Here is a 16,080-nt window from a genome sequence, read left to right on the forward strand (position 1 = left end):
CACTTCCTTCGTCACGGCGAGGGAATCAAGCGTTAGTTTTAAGAAGATGATGAAAAAAGACTGCTGAAGTGCTCAGCAGCCTTTTTTTGTTGCGCCCCAGAAGATGATTAAATCACACGTCTTCCAAGCTCAAAGCGTTTTTCCCAGGAAGTCCCTTTGAATTTGGTTGTCGTAACTCCCGGCTTACCATACGTATGCAGCAGCTTATTGTCTCCAGCGTAGATAGCAACATGGGTAATGCGAGAAGAAGAGCTACCGTAGCTGCGGAAGAAAACGAGGTCTCCTTTTTGCAGCTGATTCTTCGAGACTTTTTGACCGACTTTGGACTGTTGACGTGAGTCTCGCGGCAGACTTACTCCGACCTCTTTAAACACTCGCTGTGTAAAGGAAGAGCAATCAAATGTACGTGTTGTTTTTTTGCTCGAACCAAATTTATAAGGTACGCCTTTATACTTCAATCCTTCTGAAATGACCTGATCGGCAATGTCGGAAGAGGAAGCAGTGTTACTATCTGACTGTTTATTCTGATTACTAACAGTAGTACTTTCCTCATTGGCTGTCAGGTCGATATTCGTACCATCTTGCACCATTTGATCAAATTGCACATTTTCAGCCTGTTGATTGTTCTGATCGTCAACTGACTGTTGATCCAGATTTTGTGTAGTTGTGGAGGTGAGACTTGTCTCAGAAGCCGCGTAGGCTTGTCCGTTCATGAGAAGAGAAGTCCCCATTAGAATAGCTACGACCGTAGTAGTTGTACCTTTCCAGTTTCGCTTTGTCATGATGTTCCCCCTTCTGAATGGTTGATCTTGTTGTGTGTTTCTCATCCACGCTCTTATCGTACAGAACAAAACTAAGATTCCCGGTAGAATTTCATGAGAGTTTCCTGAGAAAACTGTTGGTAAGATATTCAAACGGAGATGATATACATGCCTACACCAGATGGAAAAGGCTATTTGCTACTCGTGGAAGATGAGCATAACTTAGCAAGATACTTACAGTTGGAGTTGGAGAATGAAGGGTTTTCGACGGATATTGAATACGATGGGCTTTCTGGATTAGAAAAGGCACTAACGATTGAGTACGACCTCATCCTCCTGGATGTCATGCTGCCCGAATTATCGGGGATAGAATTATGCCGACGAATTCGGGAAACCAAAGATGTCCCTATTATCATGATCACGGCTCGTGGAGAGGTTCCGGATATCGTGACGGGATTAGACAGTGGAGCAAACGACTACCTGGCAAAGCCGTTTGCAATCGAGGAGTTGTTCGCCCGGATTCGGGTCTTATTGCGTCAGCGGGAATCAAAAGCGAACCAGGAGATAGTGGTTGGCCGATTGCGTATCCAGCCCAACGCGCGGCGAGTGTTCCTCGATGAAGAGGAAATCATGTTGACACCGCGCGAATTCGATTTGCTTTATTATCTGGTTCAAAACAAGGAGCAAGCGGTCTCGCGAGAGCAAATTCTCACAGCCGTTTGGGGTTTTGACTTTATGGGGAATACCAACATCGTGGATGTGTATATCCGGTATTTACGGAACAAGATTGAAAGTGATCCATCCGTCAAACTGATTCATACCGTGCGAGGAATTGGATACACACTACGAGATTAAAGGAGAACGCAGTGCTTACACATCGCAGATACTCACTCAAATGGAGACTCACGCTGTTTTTTAGCTCCGGGATGCTGGTCTTGCTTCTCTTTTTGTCTATATTTATTTTTTTCAGCACCTCTAATCTCGTCCATCAACATGAGCAAAAATTGCTCAATCAAAAGGCAACGGCCATTGCAGCCGATTTGAAAACAGAAATCACCGAAGAAGCATCGCTGACCATTACCTATTTGACGCGTTTGTTAACGAATTACGCTGACGTCAATCAATTCATAAACATCAGCGACCAAAACGGCAAGGAAATCGCTTCGATACAGGGAGCCAATTGGACAAAAGAGCCGGAAGACTATTATGAAAGGACATTGGTCGCAAAAGAACCTGTGCAGCTGCCGTTTACATCGGAGCTTTTGTTTGTGCAAATTTCTACTACGACAGAAGCGCTGGAATGGTATTTTTCCATCTTGCTCACGATTCTTTTCCTCTCTTCCTTTTTTACCTTGCTACTTTCGGGGATTGGAGGCTATTGGTTGAGTAACTGGGGACTTAAGCCTCTCGATCATCTGATCCAGCAAATCCATTCCATTTTCCCTCAACGTCTCTCCCAACGAATTCACCATCATCACGTAGAGACTGAAATCTACGAGCTAATTCATGCCTTTAATCTGTTGTTAGATCGTATGGAAGAAGCAATGGTCTATCAGCAGCGATTCGTCACAGATGCATCTCACGAGTTGCGTACACCGCTCTCCATTATTGAAGGGTATGTAAGTCTTCTGCAAAGATGGGGGCAGCACAAGCCAGAAGTAAGGGACGAAGCACTCGCTGCTGTTCAACAAGAGTGTAAACGACTTTTCAAACTCATTGATGACCTGTTGGCGCTAGCCAAATTGCAGCATACCTCACAACCAGGCTCAACGAAAGTCGTGCAGCCATTAACCCCTCTGCTCCTTGAGGTAAAGCAAGCGTGGGTACCCATTTTCCCTCCACAAATTAAGCTGCTTTTTGAATGGGAAGAAGCTCTTGTCCTTTTGATGGATCGGGAGCGGATTCGACAGCTATTGGACATCCTTTTGGACAATGCACGGAAATACACAGATGAAGGTCAAGTGAAGGTACGAGCATATGGGGACGAAGAGGCCGTGCACATTGTGGTAGAGGATACAGGGATCGGTATTCAAGCAAAAGAGATTCCCCACCTTTTTAAGCGATTTTATCGTGTGGACAAATCCCGTACACGAAAAAGGGGAGGTAGCGGGATCGGTCTGGCCATCGCCCAAGCGATTGTCGCAGATCACGAGGGAAGCATCACTATTGCTCCTTCCGCGGAAAGAGGCTTGATTGTTCATGTTTTGTTGAAAAAAGCAGGAATGGACTAACGACAGGAATGAATACCGATGGGGCTCTGTTCGTTTGCCTTTTCCTAGAAACAGGTCAGATCGGGCGTGCGTGTATTCCAGAGCCTTCGTTTCTTATCGTGATTCCCTATGATAATCATAGGGAATTTGTAATTGTTCCGAAAGAAGGTCGCTCCTATAATAAATTACGTAGCAATGCTACATAAAATCAATAGGAGCTGATTCCAAATGTTGAAAGCCATTTTTTATCATGCAGGTTGCCCAGTATGTGTAGATGCAGAGCAAGTCGTCCTTGATTACCTGGATCAATCAAAGATCGATCTCGAAATTGTTCACCTTGGTACAGAGCGGAATCGCCTTGAAGAAGCAGAGAAGGCTGGTATTCAATCAGTACCTGCTCTCGTGATTGGCGGAAACGTCTACCACATTAACTTTGGGGCAAGCTTGGAAGATGTGAAAAACGGCTAAATGAGAAAAGGAGGTGCTTTTGAGGCGCCTCCTTTTTCCTCTGCTTTTACACGACCATGTTTCCATTTACAATGGATAGAAGAATGGAACATGGAAGGTAAGGTAAGCTCATGATGTTTGATCCCCAACAACGTAAGGAAAATCGCTCAGCCCGTATCATGATGGCGCTATTTCGTATGTCCCAGGCGATAAAAAAGGTGACCCAGGCAGAGAGTGATGAACAGGGATTGTCACCCGTACAAATTCAGGCGTTACTGTTCACTTTGTATACGAGAAGCGACGTGGCTTCCATTGGTAACTTTGCTAAAGCAATCGGAACGACGCATGTGACAGCTGTTAAGATCATCAATGGGCTCGTAACAAAAGGACACATGACGAAAGTACCTAAAAAAGAAGATCGTCGAGTGACCTTGCTTCAACTGACTGCAAAAGGGGAAGAAGCTGCATCAAGCCTTGAAAAATGGGGGTATACACTGGAGGAAGCCCTTCATTCTATTCCAGATGAGATACTGGAAGATTTCGAGAACGGGCTCGGCTCCGTGATAACAGCAATGCAAAGACGTGGCCATCTCGTTGTAGCAGAGCCCTGTCTAGGGTGCATTCATTTTCGGCCGAATACAGGCGATTCCAATACACCCCATTATTGCGCGTTCATGGAAAAGCATCTCTCGCACGAAGCATCCTTGAAAGAATGCCCCGAGCATATTTCCGCTGGGAACAACTAAATAATGATAGGCAATACCTATTGAAATGATAACAACTATGCTATTGAACAATGATTTGGCCCGTCATAAACTGATCTTGACCTCTGCATCAGCGAACATCATCACGCTTTACTGTGGCAATCAAGTGCTCCATAAAAACGCGGCTTGCTGCACACAAATACTTGTTTTTTCGGTAAACGATACCGATTTGTGCCGTGATAGTGGGCTGTTGGATCGGAATTGTGCGAATCCGTTTATCATCGAGATAGTCGAGGTAGCCTTTCGAAAGTACTGTGACACCGACACCTTGCCCGACCATATTCGTAATCGATTCCATTGTGGTCATCTCTAAAACAGGCTGTGGCGAGAAGCCCAGCTCCTGGCACTTTTCATCAATCAACTGACGCAAAAAGTACGTGTTGGGCAATAAAATGGAGGAGGTTTCTTTTAATATCGCAAGCGAAGCAAATGGTTCCTTCGCGATTGGATGGTCCACTGGTACTGCTAGGGCCAGATTTTCTGTAAAGAGCGGAATGGTTTCCAGATCGTCATGCTCCATCGGCAAAAAAACAATGCCGAGATCGAGTTCGTTTTTCAAAAGTCCTTCATAAATATCACCTGTTCTTAAACCGAAAATAGACAATTCAACCTTCGGATAACGCTGGTGAAACTCGATAACAGTAGGCGGGAGCAAGTAATTGACAACTGTCAGCAGTACGCCAATTTTTAAAGCGCCTCTGCTTAAGCCTTGCAGTTCACTAATGGCTGCACGTGCCTGTGACAACTCATGAAACACGTTATAGCTATGGTGAAGCAATGTTTTGCCTGCTTCCGTCATAACCGTTCGTTTGCCTACACGATCAAATAAGGGCATGCCGATTTCATGCTCAAGCAAACGGATTTGCTGACTGAGTGAAGGCTGCGCAATGCCCAATTTCTCGGCTGCGCGAGTAAAATTCAACTCCTGGCACAGTGCCATAAAGTATTCTAATTGCTTGAGCTCCAACGACCATCCCTCCAGCGATTTATGACCAAATAATAGGATTTTCCTATCATTATAGAACAAATCATTATCAATTTATATGGATGTAGTGCACAATGCATATTCCATGAAAGAATGAGGTGAACTCTTGTGAATATCGAAATCCTTTCCATAAATGTAGGGAAACCCAAACAGGTACAGTATCAAAACAAAGAGGTTTCTACCGGCATTTACAAAGCCCCGACCACAAAAGCTCTTTATTTATCCTTTTTGAACTTGGAGGGAGATGGGCAGGCAGATCTTGTCCACCATGGAGGGAAGGAAAAGGCTATATGCGTCTATCCGTATGAGCACTACCCATTTTGGGAGGCTGAATTACAAAGAGAGTTGGCAATCGGTGCATTCGGAGAAAATCTGACGATCCGTGGGTTAGTAGAAACGGATGTTTGTATCGGTGATACCTTTCAGCTAGGGGAAGCGGTCGTACAAGTTAGTCAACCGAGGCAACCCTGTTACAAATTGTCTGTACGATACGGCGTACCTGACATGCTGCTAAAGGTACAAGAGACAGGCTATACCGGCTTCTATTTTCGCGTGTTGAAAGAAGGGCTGGTATCTCATTCAGATGTTTTGACAAGGCTCTCTCGCCATCCAAAGGCAATAACGGTGTCGTACGCAAACCGAATCATGCATCAAGAGAAAGACAATATCGCTGGCATGAAAAAGCTGTTGGAAGTAGAGGAACTGTCCACAAATTGGCGAGCGACCTTTACCAAACGATTATCTGGCGTGGAAATTGATACCCGTGAAAGGCTGACCGGCAACCAATCGCAATAGACGAAGTAAGAACCATCTGAAATTGCTCTTCAGGATAGTTACCTATCATCAGGTAGCCACATAGGCTAAAGGGTAAATCCTATACACTGAAGAGGGGATGGAGATGTACAACAACTCTTACTATTACTATCAATGGCACTATCCCATGCTTGCCAGCTGGAATAACAACCATTTTCACTATGGATGGAGTCCTCATTATTACAATGGGAACCATGCAAATTGGAATAGAAGCCGGAATCCTTATCAGCGTACCATCGAATTAAGAGATTATGGACCAAGGCCGTTTGTCGTGAATATTGAGCAAGCCACAAAGCAAAACAACGCATTCCGTACGGCATTATGGACAGGGAAGCACTTGCAGGTGACGCTGATGAGTATAAATGTTGGAGACGACATTGGTTTAGAAAATCATCCGAATACGGATCAATTCATCCGAGTGGAAGAAGGTCAGGGACTTGTTCGGATGGGGGATCGCAAAGATCATTTAGATTTTGAACAAAGAGTCAACGATAACGATGCCATCATGATCCCTGCGGGTACATGGCACAATGTTATCAATACGGGTAATACGCCGCTTAAAGTATATTCCATCTACGCACCACCTCATCATCCATTTGGCACCGTTCATGAGACGAAAGCCAGTGCCATGGCTTCTGAGCAAAGCCCTGAATAAGAATCGAGTCGATAGGAAATGGTACCAGACATCACAGAAACCACCTCTAGGATTGGTCAGGTGGTTTTTCTGTTTGATACCTAAGAAAGGTTAACCGGGTATCATGATCGATGCCGTTCCTTTTTAAGGGGCGGTATTTTTTTTAGTGGCATAGATATTTTCTCAAGGATATTTTCAACAAGCATAGAATATTATCATTATTCACAATCTTCGTTTAAGGAAGGTATAAACATATGGATAAAGAAACTCAGCGAATCGACCTTAGACAAGAACAGTTCAATATGAAAGAGCTGCTTCAGTCACTTGTTGAAACGACTACGGACGCGATTTCAATTAGGGATATGCAGGGTAGTATACTTTTTGTGAATAGTGCTTTTGAAAAAATCTATGGCTGGACATATCAAGACCTCTTGAATGACCCGTACTGTCTTGTACCTGAAGATCTCATTAACGAAACAAAGGAAATTTTCCACGAGGTTAAATATGAAGGAAAAAATATTACGGGCTATGAGACCGTGCGTCAACGAAAAAATGGCCAGATCGTGCAGGTTGGTCTAACAGCTTCCCCTATAAGAGATCGAGAAGGAACGATCGTAGGCACTTCCGTCATCGCAAGGGATATTACGGACCGCAAAATGGCGGAAGAGGCTCTCGTGACAAGCGAGGCAAAGTACCGTATCCTCGTAGAAAATACAAGCGATGTGATTTGTCAACATGATGTACACATGAATAATCTTTTTGTATCTCCTTCTATCGAGCACCATTTGGGATACACACCGGATGAATTTCTGCAAACGAATAGTTTTGATCTCATTCACCCCGATGATGTGAAAATCGTGCAAGACCTGCGTTACTTACTCTCCTCGAATCCCCAAAATGTACAAATGGAGATCAGAATACGCCATAAAAATGGATCGTGGGTGTACTGGGAGTCGCGTTGTGTTCCGATCATGTCTGAGAACAAAGAGGACGATAGCTTTTTATTCGTTTCACGCAATATCACGGAGCGAAAACAGTCTGAAGAAGCTTTGCGCAAGAGCGAGGAACAGTATCGATTCATTGCCGAACACACAGCAGACTTCATCTCCGTGATTGATAAGAATGGTCACGTATTGTATAGTTCACCTTCACATCTGAAGAAATTAGGGACGAGCCAAATTATCATTGGAAACATACATCCAGAAGATGCATCACTCGTTTGTGAGCGATTTTCCACTATGCTTCAATTCCATATACCTATTACATGTGAGTATCGATACAAACTGGAAAACGAGAAATGGATCTACCTCGAATCAAAAGGAATGCCTTTTTTCAGTTCGGATAGTGAAAGACAATATTTCATCAACGTTACACGTGATATTACGGAGAGGAAGCAAAATGAAGAACTTCTCAGGAGAACAGAAAAGCTGTCCGTAATTGGTGAATTGGCTGCAAGTATCGCGCACGAAATAAGAAATCCGCTTACGTCATTAAAAGGCTTTATTCAGTACTTGCGTCCAACACTATCAGATGGCGTCATTTATACAGACATTATGTTGGCCGAGCTAGATCGCATCAACTTTATCGTGAGTGAGCTGCTTGTATTGGCTAAACCTCAAACTCTGAATGTGAAACGGATTCTTTTACATCCTCTCATTGAAAGTGTGGTAAAGTTTCTCGAATCAGAAGCGAATCTAACCAACATTACGATCAACACCATATTCAGCCATATTCCGATAGCCATTAATGGAGAAGAAAATCTAGTAAAACAAGTCTTTATCAATATTTTGAAGAATTCTCTGGATGCGATCACGGCGAATGGCGAAATCAGCATAGAAACCACATGCCTACATGAAACCCACGTGCTGATTCGCTTTACTGACAATGGATGTGGCATTTCCCAAGAATTGCTACCTAGACTCGGTGAACCTTTTTATACCACGAAAGAGAAAGGAACAGGCTTAGGTTTACTTGTCAGCAATAAAATAATGAAAGATCATAAAGGCACCATCACCATCTCAAGTGAGATCAACAAGGGTACCATCGTGGAAATCATGTTGCCCATTTCGAAATAGGAAGGTGATCCTAGTGAATAATTTAATCGTTGCCAATAAGGTAACATTCACCAAATCCCCACCTACGTGTGCTGAAAAATCCAGAATTTTTAGAGGGGGAGAAAATGATGTGGAGGAAGCTACTACTTCATCCGCTTGCCGTTCGATACAGTGTGTTTATGATCGGACTTGCGGTCATGGCGTTTGGTATTGGCATGATGATTGAGGCTCATTTAGGTGTTGCACCGTGGGATACACTGCATATCGGATTACAGAAGACATTTGGACTGACCATCGGCATATGGTCGCAAATCGTGGGAGCCATGATCATTCTCGCTTCCTACATCATTGGCAAGATCCGGCCTAACGTGGGTATGTTTTTAAACATGTTTTTCTTCGGGCTGTTTATTGACTTATTTATGTGGCTGAACTGGATTCCTACAGGAGAGACCGTTATAGAACGAGCCATTTTGTTTGCTGTTGGTCTGCTCATCTATACGATCGGCACGGGCATGTATATTTCACCGCGATTGGGAGCCGGTCCACGTGACAGTTTTATGTTAGCTCTACATGAGCGAATGGGATGGGGCGTCGGTAAAGTCAGGATCGGTATAGAGTGCACGGTCATGGTGTTGGGCTTGTTGCTTGGTGGGCCCGTTTCGGTGGGAACCTTTGTGACGGCCCTTGCGATCGGACCACTGATCAAGCAGTTTATTCCGATGTGGGAGCGAATCCTGGCAAAACCGTACGGAACGGCTTAGTCCAGAGAAAAAGAAAAAGGGTGCTCAAATGGAGTACCCTTTTTCACTATGTTGCAGCTTGCGTTCAGCTATATAAGAAGCGATTCCTAAAATCAAACCCAGTGATACGAGCACAGCACCGACCCACGGGAGGGCGGTTATATCCAGATGAGTAATAACCCATCCGCCAATGAAAGCACCAGCTGCATTGCCTAGATTTCCGGCAGAATGACTGGAGGTAGAAGCAAGCGCCGGTGCATTCTGAGCGAGGTTCATCACACGTACTTGCAGCCCTGGAAATACAGCGAAAGAAGCAGCTCCCCATAGAAAAATGGTCAATACGGCAGCAATTGGACTATATACGGTAAACGTAAACAGCGTGAGAATGATGCATATCGTAAAGTAAAGACCGAGCATGGAAGGCATCAGCTTCCAATCCGCAAGCTTTCCGCCCACGATATTTCCGATGGTCACTCCACAGCCGAAGAGGACAAGAATCCACGTTACATGATACTCAGCAAAACCGGTAATTTGCGTTAGCAGTGGCGTAATATACGTAAACACGGTGAATAGACCTGCGTTGCCTAGTGCTCCAATAAGGAGGTACAGAAGGAGCTTGGGCTTGAGAAGAGCGGTAATTTGCCCAGTGATACTCCCGGTGTTTTCTTGTCGCATTTTTGGGACGAAAACGAGTATTCCGATCAGTGCTATGACTCCCATGATCGCAATAGAGCCAAATGAAGCTCGCCACCCCATATGTTGACCGATAAAAGTCCCCAGAGGCACACCAATAATATTGGCGATCGTCAGACCTGCCATCATAATGGAAACGGCTGCGGCACGTTTGTCAGGACTTACAAGACTGGAGGCTACAACAGCCCCAACTCCAAAGAATGTCCCGTGTGTCAAAGCAGTGATCAGGCGTGCTCCCATCAATATGGCGTAGTTGGGAGCAAAAACAGAGATTCCGTTCCCGAGAATAAACAGAACCATGAGTAGACAGAGTAACTTCTTTTGGGGAATTCGGTGAGTGAGGACTGTCAGTATCGGTGCACCGATGGCTACCCCTAGCGCATACATGGTAATGAGTTGACCCGCAGATGAGATACTAACATCCAAATCCGCTGCAACATTCGGCAGCAGACCCATAATGACAAATTCCGTCATCCCAATGGCAAATGAGCCTACGGTAAGAGAGAGCAAAGAGATAGAAGACTTTTCCTTGTTGACCTGTTTCTTGGTAGTAGTGTGAGATAACGCCATGAAGTCAATACAACCTTTCTGCATTATGAAATCCCGTTTGTGGTGCGGGTAAAGATTACCTGTTCCATATAGTTAAGTCAAGGTATTCTTTTTACGCATATATTTAAAAAGCGGCAATTCCTGCAAGAAGGAATTACCGCTTTATTCGTTATCAGGAGAACCTTTGATCATCCATCCGGCATTCGCATTATGTCAGAAACCCAATAAGATAGGGGAAGGTACCTATTTGAAACACTCCCTCTGTCTCTTACGATTGGATAAAAACAAAACTTGTAGCTTGGAGGACCAATAATGGATCAAAGTCCGACTTATTCTGAACGCTCTGGCGATGAAGGGAAGGCGATGGATAACGGTTATCTGAAGCAAATCTTCGACCACTTGCAGGACGGGATAATTCTCATGGATCAGGAACGAAAAATTATGGTGATGAATCCATCCGCAGAGAAAATGACCGGTTGGAAACGAGGAGAAAAGGTGCCATTCTGCTCCTACTGCCAAAACAGAGAGCTGGAACCGGGAGAAGAACGATGTTATTTGCTCGCCAAACGGGAGGTTCCCTATTTTCTTTCTGCGATGCCCACGTATGAAGGGCGGTACGTCGACATGGAAATGAGCACGGCGGTCATCTATGAAAATGGTGAACATAACATGCAGGATGTCCTTTTAGTCTTGAAAGATATGACGGTCAAGAAAAAAGAAGAGGAGGTCAGAATCTCCAAGCAGGTGCTGCAAAAAACGCTAGAAGCCCAGGAAAACGAACATAAGCGTTTGGCCCAGGAGCTGCACGACGGCGTAGGACAATCCTTGTATTCCGTTTCGGTAGGCATTCAGGCGATTCAAGCGCGCCTCAACAAGGAAGGGCATTTCCGGGAATTCATGCAAGAGATCGTGAATGAGCTGGAAAAAGCGATACAAGACGTCAAGCTCTATTCTCTACAGCTGCGTCCGCATAGTCTCGATCAATTGGGGCTGATTCCTACAGTACGGCATCTTGTTTCTAGCTTGAACAAAACACATCAGGATGTTTCCATTACCTTTTCCTACAGCAAGGTTAGCGATCATTTTCAGCCAATCTTGGAAATCAATTTGTACCGTGTGATCCAAGAAGCCTTACATAATGCACTGAAATACGCGAAGGCGACACTCATTGAAGTCATCTTGTACAAGGAAGACGACCAACTGACTTTACTAATTCAGGACAACGGAATCGGATTTGTTCGCGATCAGGTGCAGGTTGGTCTGGGTCTGAAACATATGGAAGAACGAGTGGATCACATGGAGGGGACTCTTCAGATTCACTCCGTGCTCCACGAAGGTACATCGATCAAGGTAACGGTAGTGGGTAAGGAGGGAGAGCAGAGTGATACGAGTGCTTTTGGTTGATGATCACACGATGATTCGGAAGGGATTGCGTGTGCTTCTCGAAAGTTACTCTCAAATTAAAATTGTCGGAGAGAGTCATACAGGGAACGATGCCATCCTTAAAGCCAATCAGTTGGAACCCGATGTGGTGCTGATGGATTTGTCATTGCCGAATGGGCTGGATGGGTTTTCAGCAAGCAATGAGATTCGCAAGTCGAATCCTTTCGTGAAAATCGTCATATTGACCATGCATGACGAGGAGATTTTTGTCCAGAAGGCTATTACCGTCGGAGCCCATGGGTACATTTTAAAAAACAGCCATGGTGAGCTGCTGTTTCAAGCCATTGTGGAGGTCTACAAAGGAAAGCGCTTTTACAAGACTTCCGTATCGCAAGAGATCATCCATCTATGGCTGAAATCGGATGCTAAGACGATGCCTTCTGTTTTAACGCTACGTGAAAAGGAGCTTGTCAGACTCATTGTGCTTGGCTATACCAATAAGGAAATGGCAGACAAGCTGTTAATCAGTGTCAAAACCGTGGAGAACCACAAAACGAATATCATGCAGAAACTAGGACTGGATTCCAAGCATCAATTGATCCAATACGCCATAAAAAATAGATATCTCGATCTGGCATTTTGATCGCATAGATCAAAAAGTAGGGGACTTCCCCTATATGGAAAAAATGACAGAGGAATAAACTGAATAGAGAGACTTCACCTCATGAACCATCATCGTACGATTGAAAACGATATCGTCGTCGAAGGAGGAACTATGGCAAAACAAGTTCATTATGCGGTTGTCATCGTGGGAGCAGGCTCAGCCGGTATCTCTGTTGCTGCTCGTATTGTCCGGGCTTCCAAAAAGCTCAAGGGACAAGTCGCCATCATCGACCCCGCGTCCAAGCATTATTATCAGCCATTGTGGACATTAGTCGGAGGGGGTGCTGCGAAAAAGGAGGAATCCGAGCGTGAACTTTCCTCTCTGATTCCCGCAGGCGTCGACTGGATTTGCGATGCGGTCACCATGTTTCAACCGGAACAACACACACTTCATACGAAACAAGGAACCATCCTCTCCTATGACTATCTCGTTGTAGCTGCTGGTCTGCAAATAGAGTGGGAGGGGGTAAAGGGCCTGAAAGATTCCGTAGGCAAGAATGGTGTTTGCAGCAACTACGCTTACCAAACAGTAGAAAGTACATGGGAAGCTATCCGGAGTTTTAAAGGCGGCACTGCCATTTTTACGCACCCGAACTCACCCGTAAAGTGCGGCGGAGCCCCTCAGAAAATCATGTATCTGGCCGATGATTACTTTCGCAAGTTACATGTTCGCAACCAGTCAGAGATCATTTTTGCATCGGCGAAGGGAAGCATTTTTGACGTTCCCACGTATGCAAATACCCTCAATGACGTCATTCGTCGCAAGAACATCGAAACCAGATACAAGCATAACCTAATGGAAGTGCGGGCGGATACCAAAGAAGCCGTATTCGAGAATCTGGACACCAAAGAGCAGCACGTATGGAAGTATGACATGCTTCATGTGACCCCTCCCATGAAAGCACCTGATTTCATTGCAAACAGCGCATTGGCTGACGCAGGAGGCTGGGTCGATGTCGATCCATTTACGCTTGCGCACAAAAGATTCCCTACTATTTTCGGCATAGGCGATTGCGCGAATCTGCCCACGTCTAAAACCGGAGCTGCTATTCGCAAACAGGCGCCAGTCGTCGAGAAAAACCTGCTCGCACTGATCAATGGTAATCCATTGACTGCCAAGTATGACGGTTATACATCCTGCCCACTCGTAACGGGGTACAACAAACTGGTGCTGGCTGAGTTTGATTACAACCTAATGCCGTGTGAAACCTTTCCTTTTGACCAATCTAAAGAGAGATTCAGTATGTACCTGATGAAAAGCGAGCTGCTTCCCATCCTTTATTGGAATGGCATGCTAAAAGGCTTGATGTAAGGTAGTCTTTGAAAGAGAGGGGGAGAGCAACATTTTGAATGACAGGAAGGAACAGAGAAGCTCTGACATGTTTTTAGAGGATTTATCTGATCCAGAAGTTCAGGAATCGATCACTATATTGATCCGAAAGCTCCCGAAGATAAAAGATACGATCCTGGCAGCCGAAGAGGGACTTGAAGTAGCCACATCGATCTTGCGCGATCAGGAATCACTACGGTATTTGTTCGAGCGAGTAGATGGTCAACTGTCCAATTTCTTTGTGGAAAAAGAATCGATAGACGCCCTGTTTACATTGCTTGATAAGATGCCAAAGCTCGTTAAGTATGTCAGCGTTCTCGAACAAGCTGCTGATTTTTTGGAAAGTCTCGGAAAGGATAAGCAATCGCAGCAATATTTGCTCAACGGTATGAAAACGTACATGGCTCCTGTGTCCGCGAAAGTGGAGCATGGAATGGCTGTCTTCCAAGAAGCAAAAGGAAGAGCCGAACATAATAGCGAACCCGTTTCCGTGTTCACGCTTTACAAGCTCATGAAGGATCCGACCGTCCAAAAGACACTTCGCTTTACCCAATCGCTGCTCGAAGTACTCGCGGAAAAATCAAACAAATAATAGAGGTGTAAAAGGAGGAATGCACGATGTTGTTACGTTACTTTTATGATGAAAAACTGGCCCATGCATCTTATCTGATCGGCTGCCAAAAAACTGGAGAGGCGATTGTGATCGATCCCGCCCGCAATCTGGCTCCTTATTTTCAAGTCGCCAAAGCAGAGGGGGTTTCCATTGTAGCCGCCACGGAAACCCACATTCACGCTGATTTTGTTTCTGGTGCCAGGGAACTGGGCGCAGCTTATCAGGCGAAGCTGTTTTTATCCAATGAGGGTGATGAAGATTGGAAGTATCAATACTTGGATGGTTTGAACCATCAGCTTGTACAAGATGGAGATCGCTTTTTTATCGGGAACTTGCTATTTGAAGTCATGCATACCCCTGGTCATACACCTGAAAGTATCTCCTTCCTTTTGACAGACCTCGGAGGGAATGCAGATCGCCCAATCGGAATCTTCACGGGAGATTTCGTCTTTGTCGGCGATATCGGAAGACCGGACTTGCTCGAAAAAGCGGCGGGAATGGAGGGTACGTCCGAGTCAGGTGCAAGAGCCATGTTCCAGTCCCTCCAAAAATTCAAGCAACTGCCGGATTATATGCAGGTATGGCCAGCTCATGGCGCAGGAAGTGCTTGCGGCAAAGCACTGGGGGCCGTGCCGTCTTCTACCGTTGGTTATGAAAAGCTGTTCAACTGGGCGCTGTCACACGCCAGTGAAGAGGAATTCGTCAAGGTACTCCTGGATGGACAACCAGAGCCACCAACGTATTTTGCAGTGATGAAACGCGTGAATAAGGAAGGCCCTGCCTTGCTTAAGGAACTCCCTGTTGTTCAAGAGTTCAACTCGTTTGAACAGGTAAAGGAATCGCTGGAAAACGGACAGATTATTGATACGCGTCCTTTTCAGAAATTTGCGAAGGGGCATCTGGCGGGAACACTTCACATTCCTTTTAACAAGTCATTTGCCAACTGGGCGGGCTGGATTGTCGATTACGATCGCCCGGTTCACTTCATGGCCACCCCAGATGATCTGGACGGGATTTTGCAAGCCTTGCATTCCGTAGGGATTGATTATGTCACAGGCTTTATCGACAGTGGCAAGTTAATGGAAAGGGAAATGTCTTCACTCGAGACAATCGAAGAGGTAACACCGTTGGAGATTGCAGAACGGGTGGAAAAGGGAGAAGTACACGTAGTGGATGTACGGAATCTGGCTGAGTGGAAGGAAGGACATATTCCGGATGCACAGCACATCATGCTCGGTACGCTCGCCAAGCGGCTGGATGAGATTCCTCTCGATAAGCCGCTTCTCGTACAGTGCCGTTCCGGTGCCCGATCCGCTATTGGCGCAAGCATTCTAAAAGCAAACGGATTCAAGGATGTCATGAATTTGAGCGGCGGAATCTTGAAATGGCAAATAGACGGCTTGGCAATCGTAGAACGAGGATAAAACGAAGCGAGGTATTG

16 protein-coding genes are annotated in these 16,080 nt (G+C 45.3%); 13 read left to right on the forward strand and 3 right to left on the reverse strand.

Annotation, left to right across the window (positions count from 1 at the left end; all coding sequences use genetic code 11):
* Positions 1-107 precede the first annotated feature (107 nt).
* On the reverse strand, positions 108-782 hold the full coding sequence (locus tag HP398_RS03265; protein ID WP_017248491.1) for a C40 family peptidase: 675 nt from the start codon (positions 780-782) through the stop codon (positions 108-110).
* A 147-nt stretch (positions 783-929) separates the two neighbouring features.
* On the opposite strand from HP398_RS03265, the gene HP398_RS03270 reads away from it, so the two are divergent.
* The 4 genes from HP398_RS03270 (at position 930) to HP398_RS03285 (ending at position 4,164) form a co-directional block, all read left to right on the forward strand.
* The gene (locus tag HP398_RS03270; RefSeq protein ID WP_064199512.1) at positions 930-1,616 is read left to right on the forward strand and encodes a response regulator transcription factor; all 687 of its coding nucleotides are present in this window, start codon (positions 930-932) and stop codon (positions 1,614-1,616) included.
* Between the two features lie 11 nt (positions 1,617-1,627).
* Positions 1,628-2,992 (forward strand): sensor histidine kinase, encoded by a 1,365-nt coding sequence (locus HP398_RS03275; RefSeq protein WP_173621820.1) that lies wholly within the window; start codon positions 1,628-1,630, stop codon positions 2,990-2,992.
* Between the two features lie 207 nt (positions 2,993-3,199).
* Complete coding sequence (locus HP398_RS03280; protein WP_017248494.1) at positions 3,200-3,439, forward strand: glutaredoxin family protein; 240 nt, start codon at positions 3,200-3,202, stop codon at positions 3,437-3,439.
* Positions 3,440-3,549: 110 nt separating this feature from the next.
* Positions 3,550-4,164: a MarR family winged helix-turn-helix transcriptional regulator gene (locus HP398_RS03285; protein ID WP_017248495.1), complete on the forward strand. Its 615-nt coding sequence runs from the start codon at positions 3,550-3,552 to the stop codon at positions 4,162-4,164.
* A gap of 88 nt (positions 4,165-4,252) precedes the next feature.
* On the opposite strand, the gene HP398_RS03290 is transcribed toward HP398_RS03285, so the two are convergent.
* Complete coding sequence (locus HP398_RS03290) at positions 4,253-5,149, reverse strand: LysR family transcriptional regulator (protein ID WP_173621821.1); 897 nt, start codon at positions 5,147-5,149, stop codon at positions 4,253-4,255.
* A gap of 126 nt (positions 5,150-5,275) precedes the next feature.
* Here HP398_RS03290 and HP398_RS03295 point away from each other — a divergent pair, with 126 nt between their 5' ends.
* From HP398_RS03295 to HP398_RS03310, 4 genes are all read left to right on the forward strand, one after another.
* Positions 5,276-5,962 (forward strand): MOSC domain-containing protein, encoded by a 687-nt coding sequence (locus HP398_RS03295; RefSeq protein ID WP_173621822.1) that lies wholly within the window; start codon positions 5,276-5,278, stop codon positions 5,960-5,962.
* Positions 5,963-6,065: 103 nt separating this feature from the next.
* A complete protein-coding gene (locus tag HP398_RS03300; RefSeq protein WP_017248498.1) occupies positions 6,066-6,635 on the forward strand; it encodes a cupin domain-containing protein in 570 nt (189 codons plus the stop codon).
* 233 nt (positions 6,636-6,868) lie between these two features.
* Entirely contained in the window at positions 6,869-8,689 is a 1,821-nt protein-coding gene (locus HP398_RS03305; RefSeq protein ID WP_017248499.1) for a PAS domain S-box protein, read from the forward strand.
* Between the two features lie 107 nt (positions 8,690-8,796).
* Positions 8,797-9,429 (forward strand): YczE/YyaS/YitT family protein, encoded by a 633-nt coding sequence (locus HP398_RS03310; protein ID WP_020477522.1) that lies wholly within the window; start codon positions 8,797-8,799, stop codon positions 9,427-9,429.
* A 24-nt stretch (positions 9,430-9,453) separates the two neighbouring features.
* Here HP398_RS03310 and HP398_RS03315 read toward each other — a convergent pair whose 3' ends face one another.
* A complete protein-coding gene (locus HP398_RS03315) occupies positions 9,454-10,671 on the reverse strand; it encodes an MFS transporter (RefSeq protein ID WP_173621823.1) in 1,218 nt (405 codons plus the stop codon).
* Positions 10,672-10,962: 291 nt separating this feature from the next.
* Here HP398_RS03315 and HP398_RS03320 point away from each other — a divergent pair, with 291 nt between their 5' ends.
* The 5 genes from HP398_RS03320 (at position 10,963) to HP398_RS03340 (ending at position 16,063) form a co-directional block, all read left to right on the forward strand.
* Entirely contained in the window at positions 10,963-12,054 is a 1,092-nt protein-coding gene (locus tag HP398_RS03320) for a PAS domain-containing sensor histidine kinase (protein WP_173621824.1), read from the forward strand.
* Entirely contained in the window at positions 12,032-12,676 is a 645-nt protein-coding gene (locus HP398_RS03325) for a response regulator (RefSeq protein ID WP_017248503.1), read from the forward strand. The genes HP398_RS03320 and HP398_RS03325 overlap by 23 nt, the downstream gene beginning before the upstream one ends.
* A 132-nt stretch (positions 12,677-12,808) precedes the next feature.
* Positions 12,809-14,008, forward strand: coding sequence for an FAD/NAD(P)-binding oxidoreductase (locus HP398_RS03330; protein WP_173621959.1), 1,200 nt, complete (start codon positions 12,809-12,811; stop codon positions 14,006-14,008).
* Between the two features lie 34 nt (positions 14,009-14,042).
* A complete protein-coding gene (locus tag HP398_RS03335) occupies positions 14,043-14,618 on the forward strand; it encodes a DUF1641 domain-containing protein (protein ID WP_173621825.1) in 576 nt (191 codons plus the stop codon).
* Between the two features lie 26 nt (positions 14,619-14,644).
* Positions 14,645-16,063, forward strand: a complete 1,419-nt coding sequence (locus tag HP398_RS03340; protein ID WP_017248506.1) for an MBL fold metallo-hydrolase — start codon at positions 14,645-14,647, stop codon at positions 16,061-16,063.
* The last annotated feature ends 17 nt before the right edge of the window (positions 16,064-16,080 follow it).

It is taken from the genome of Brevibacillus sp. HB1.4B, from assembly GCF_013284285.1.
Lineage (GTDB): Bacteria > Bacillota > Bacilli > Brevibacillales > Brevibacillaceae > Brevibacillus > Brevibacillus porteri.

Coding starts and splice junctions, on each gene's coding strand:
- HP398_RS03265 (WP_017248491.1), bottom strand. CDS start 782: ATGACAAAGCGAAACTGGAAAGGTACAACTACTACGGTCGTAGCTATT.
- HP398_RS03270 (WP_064199512.1), top strand. CDS start 930: ATGCCTACACCAGATGGAAAAGGCTATTTGCTACTCGTGGAAGATGAG.
- HP398_RS03280 (WP_017248494.1), top strand. CDS start 3,200: ATGTTGAAAGCCATTTTTTATCATGCAGGTTGCCCAGTATGTGTAGAT.
- HP398_RS03285 (WP_017248495.1), top strand. CDS start 3,550: ATGATGTTTGATCCCCAACAACGTAAGGAAAATCGCTCAGCCCGTATC.
- HP398_RS03300 (WP_017248498.1), top strand. CDS start 6,066: ATGTACAACAACTCTTACTATTACTATCAATGGCACTATCCCATGCTT.
- HP398_RS03305 (WP_017248499.1), top strand. CDS start 6,869: ATGGATAAAGAAACTCAGCGAATCGACCTTAGACAAGAACAGTTCAAT.
- HP398_RS03310 (WP_020477522.1), top strand. CDS start 8,797: ATGTGGAGGAAGCTACTACTTCATCCGCTTGCCGTTCGATACAGTGTG.
- HP398_RS03315 (WP_173621823.1), bottom strand. CDS start 10,671: ATGGCGTTATCTCACACTACTACCAAGAAACAGGTCAACAAGGAAAAG.
- HP398_RS03320 (WP_173621824.1), top strand. CDS start 10,963: ATGGATCAAAGTCCGACTTATTCTGAACGCTCTGGCGATGAAGGGAAG.
- HP398_RS03330 (WP_173621959.1), top strand. CDS start 12,809: ATGGCAAAACAAGTTCATTATGCGGTTGTCATCGTGGGAGCAGGCTCA.
- HP398_RS03340 (WP_017248506.1), top strand. CDS start 14,645: ATGTTGTTACGTTACTTTTATGATGAAAAACTGGCCCATGCATCTTAT.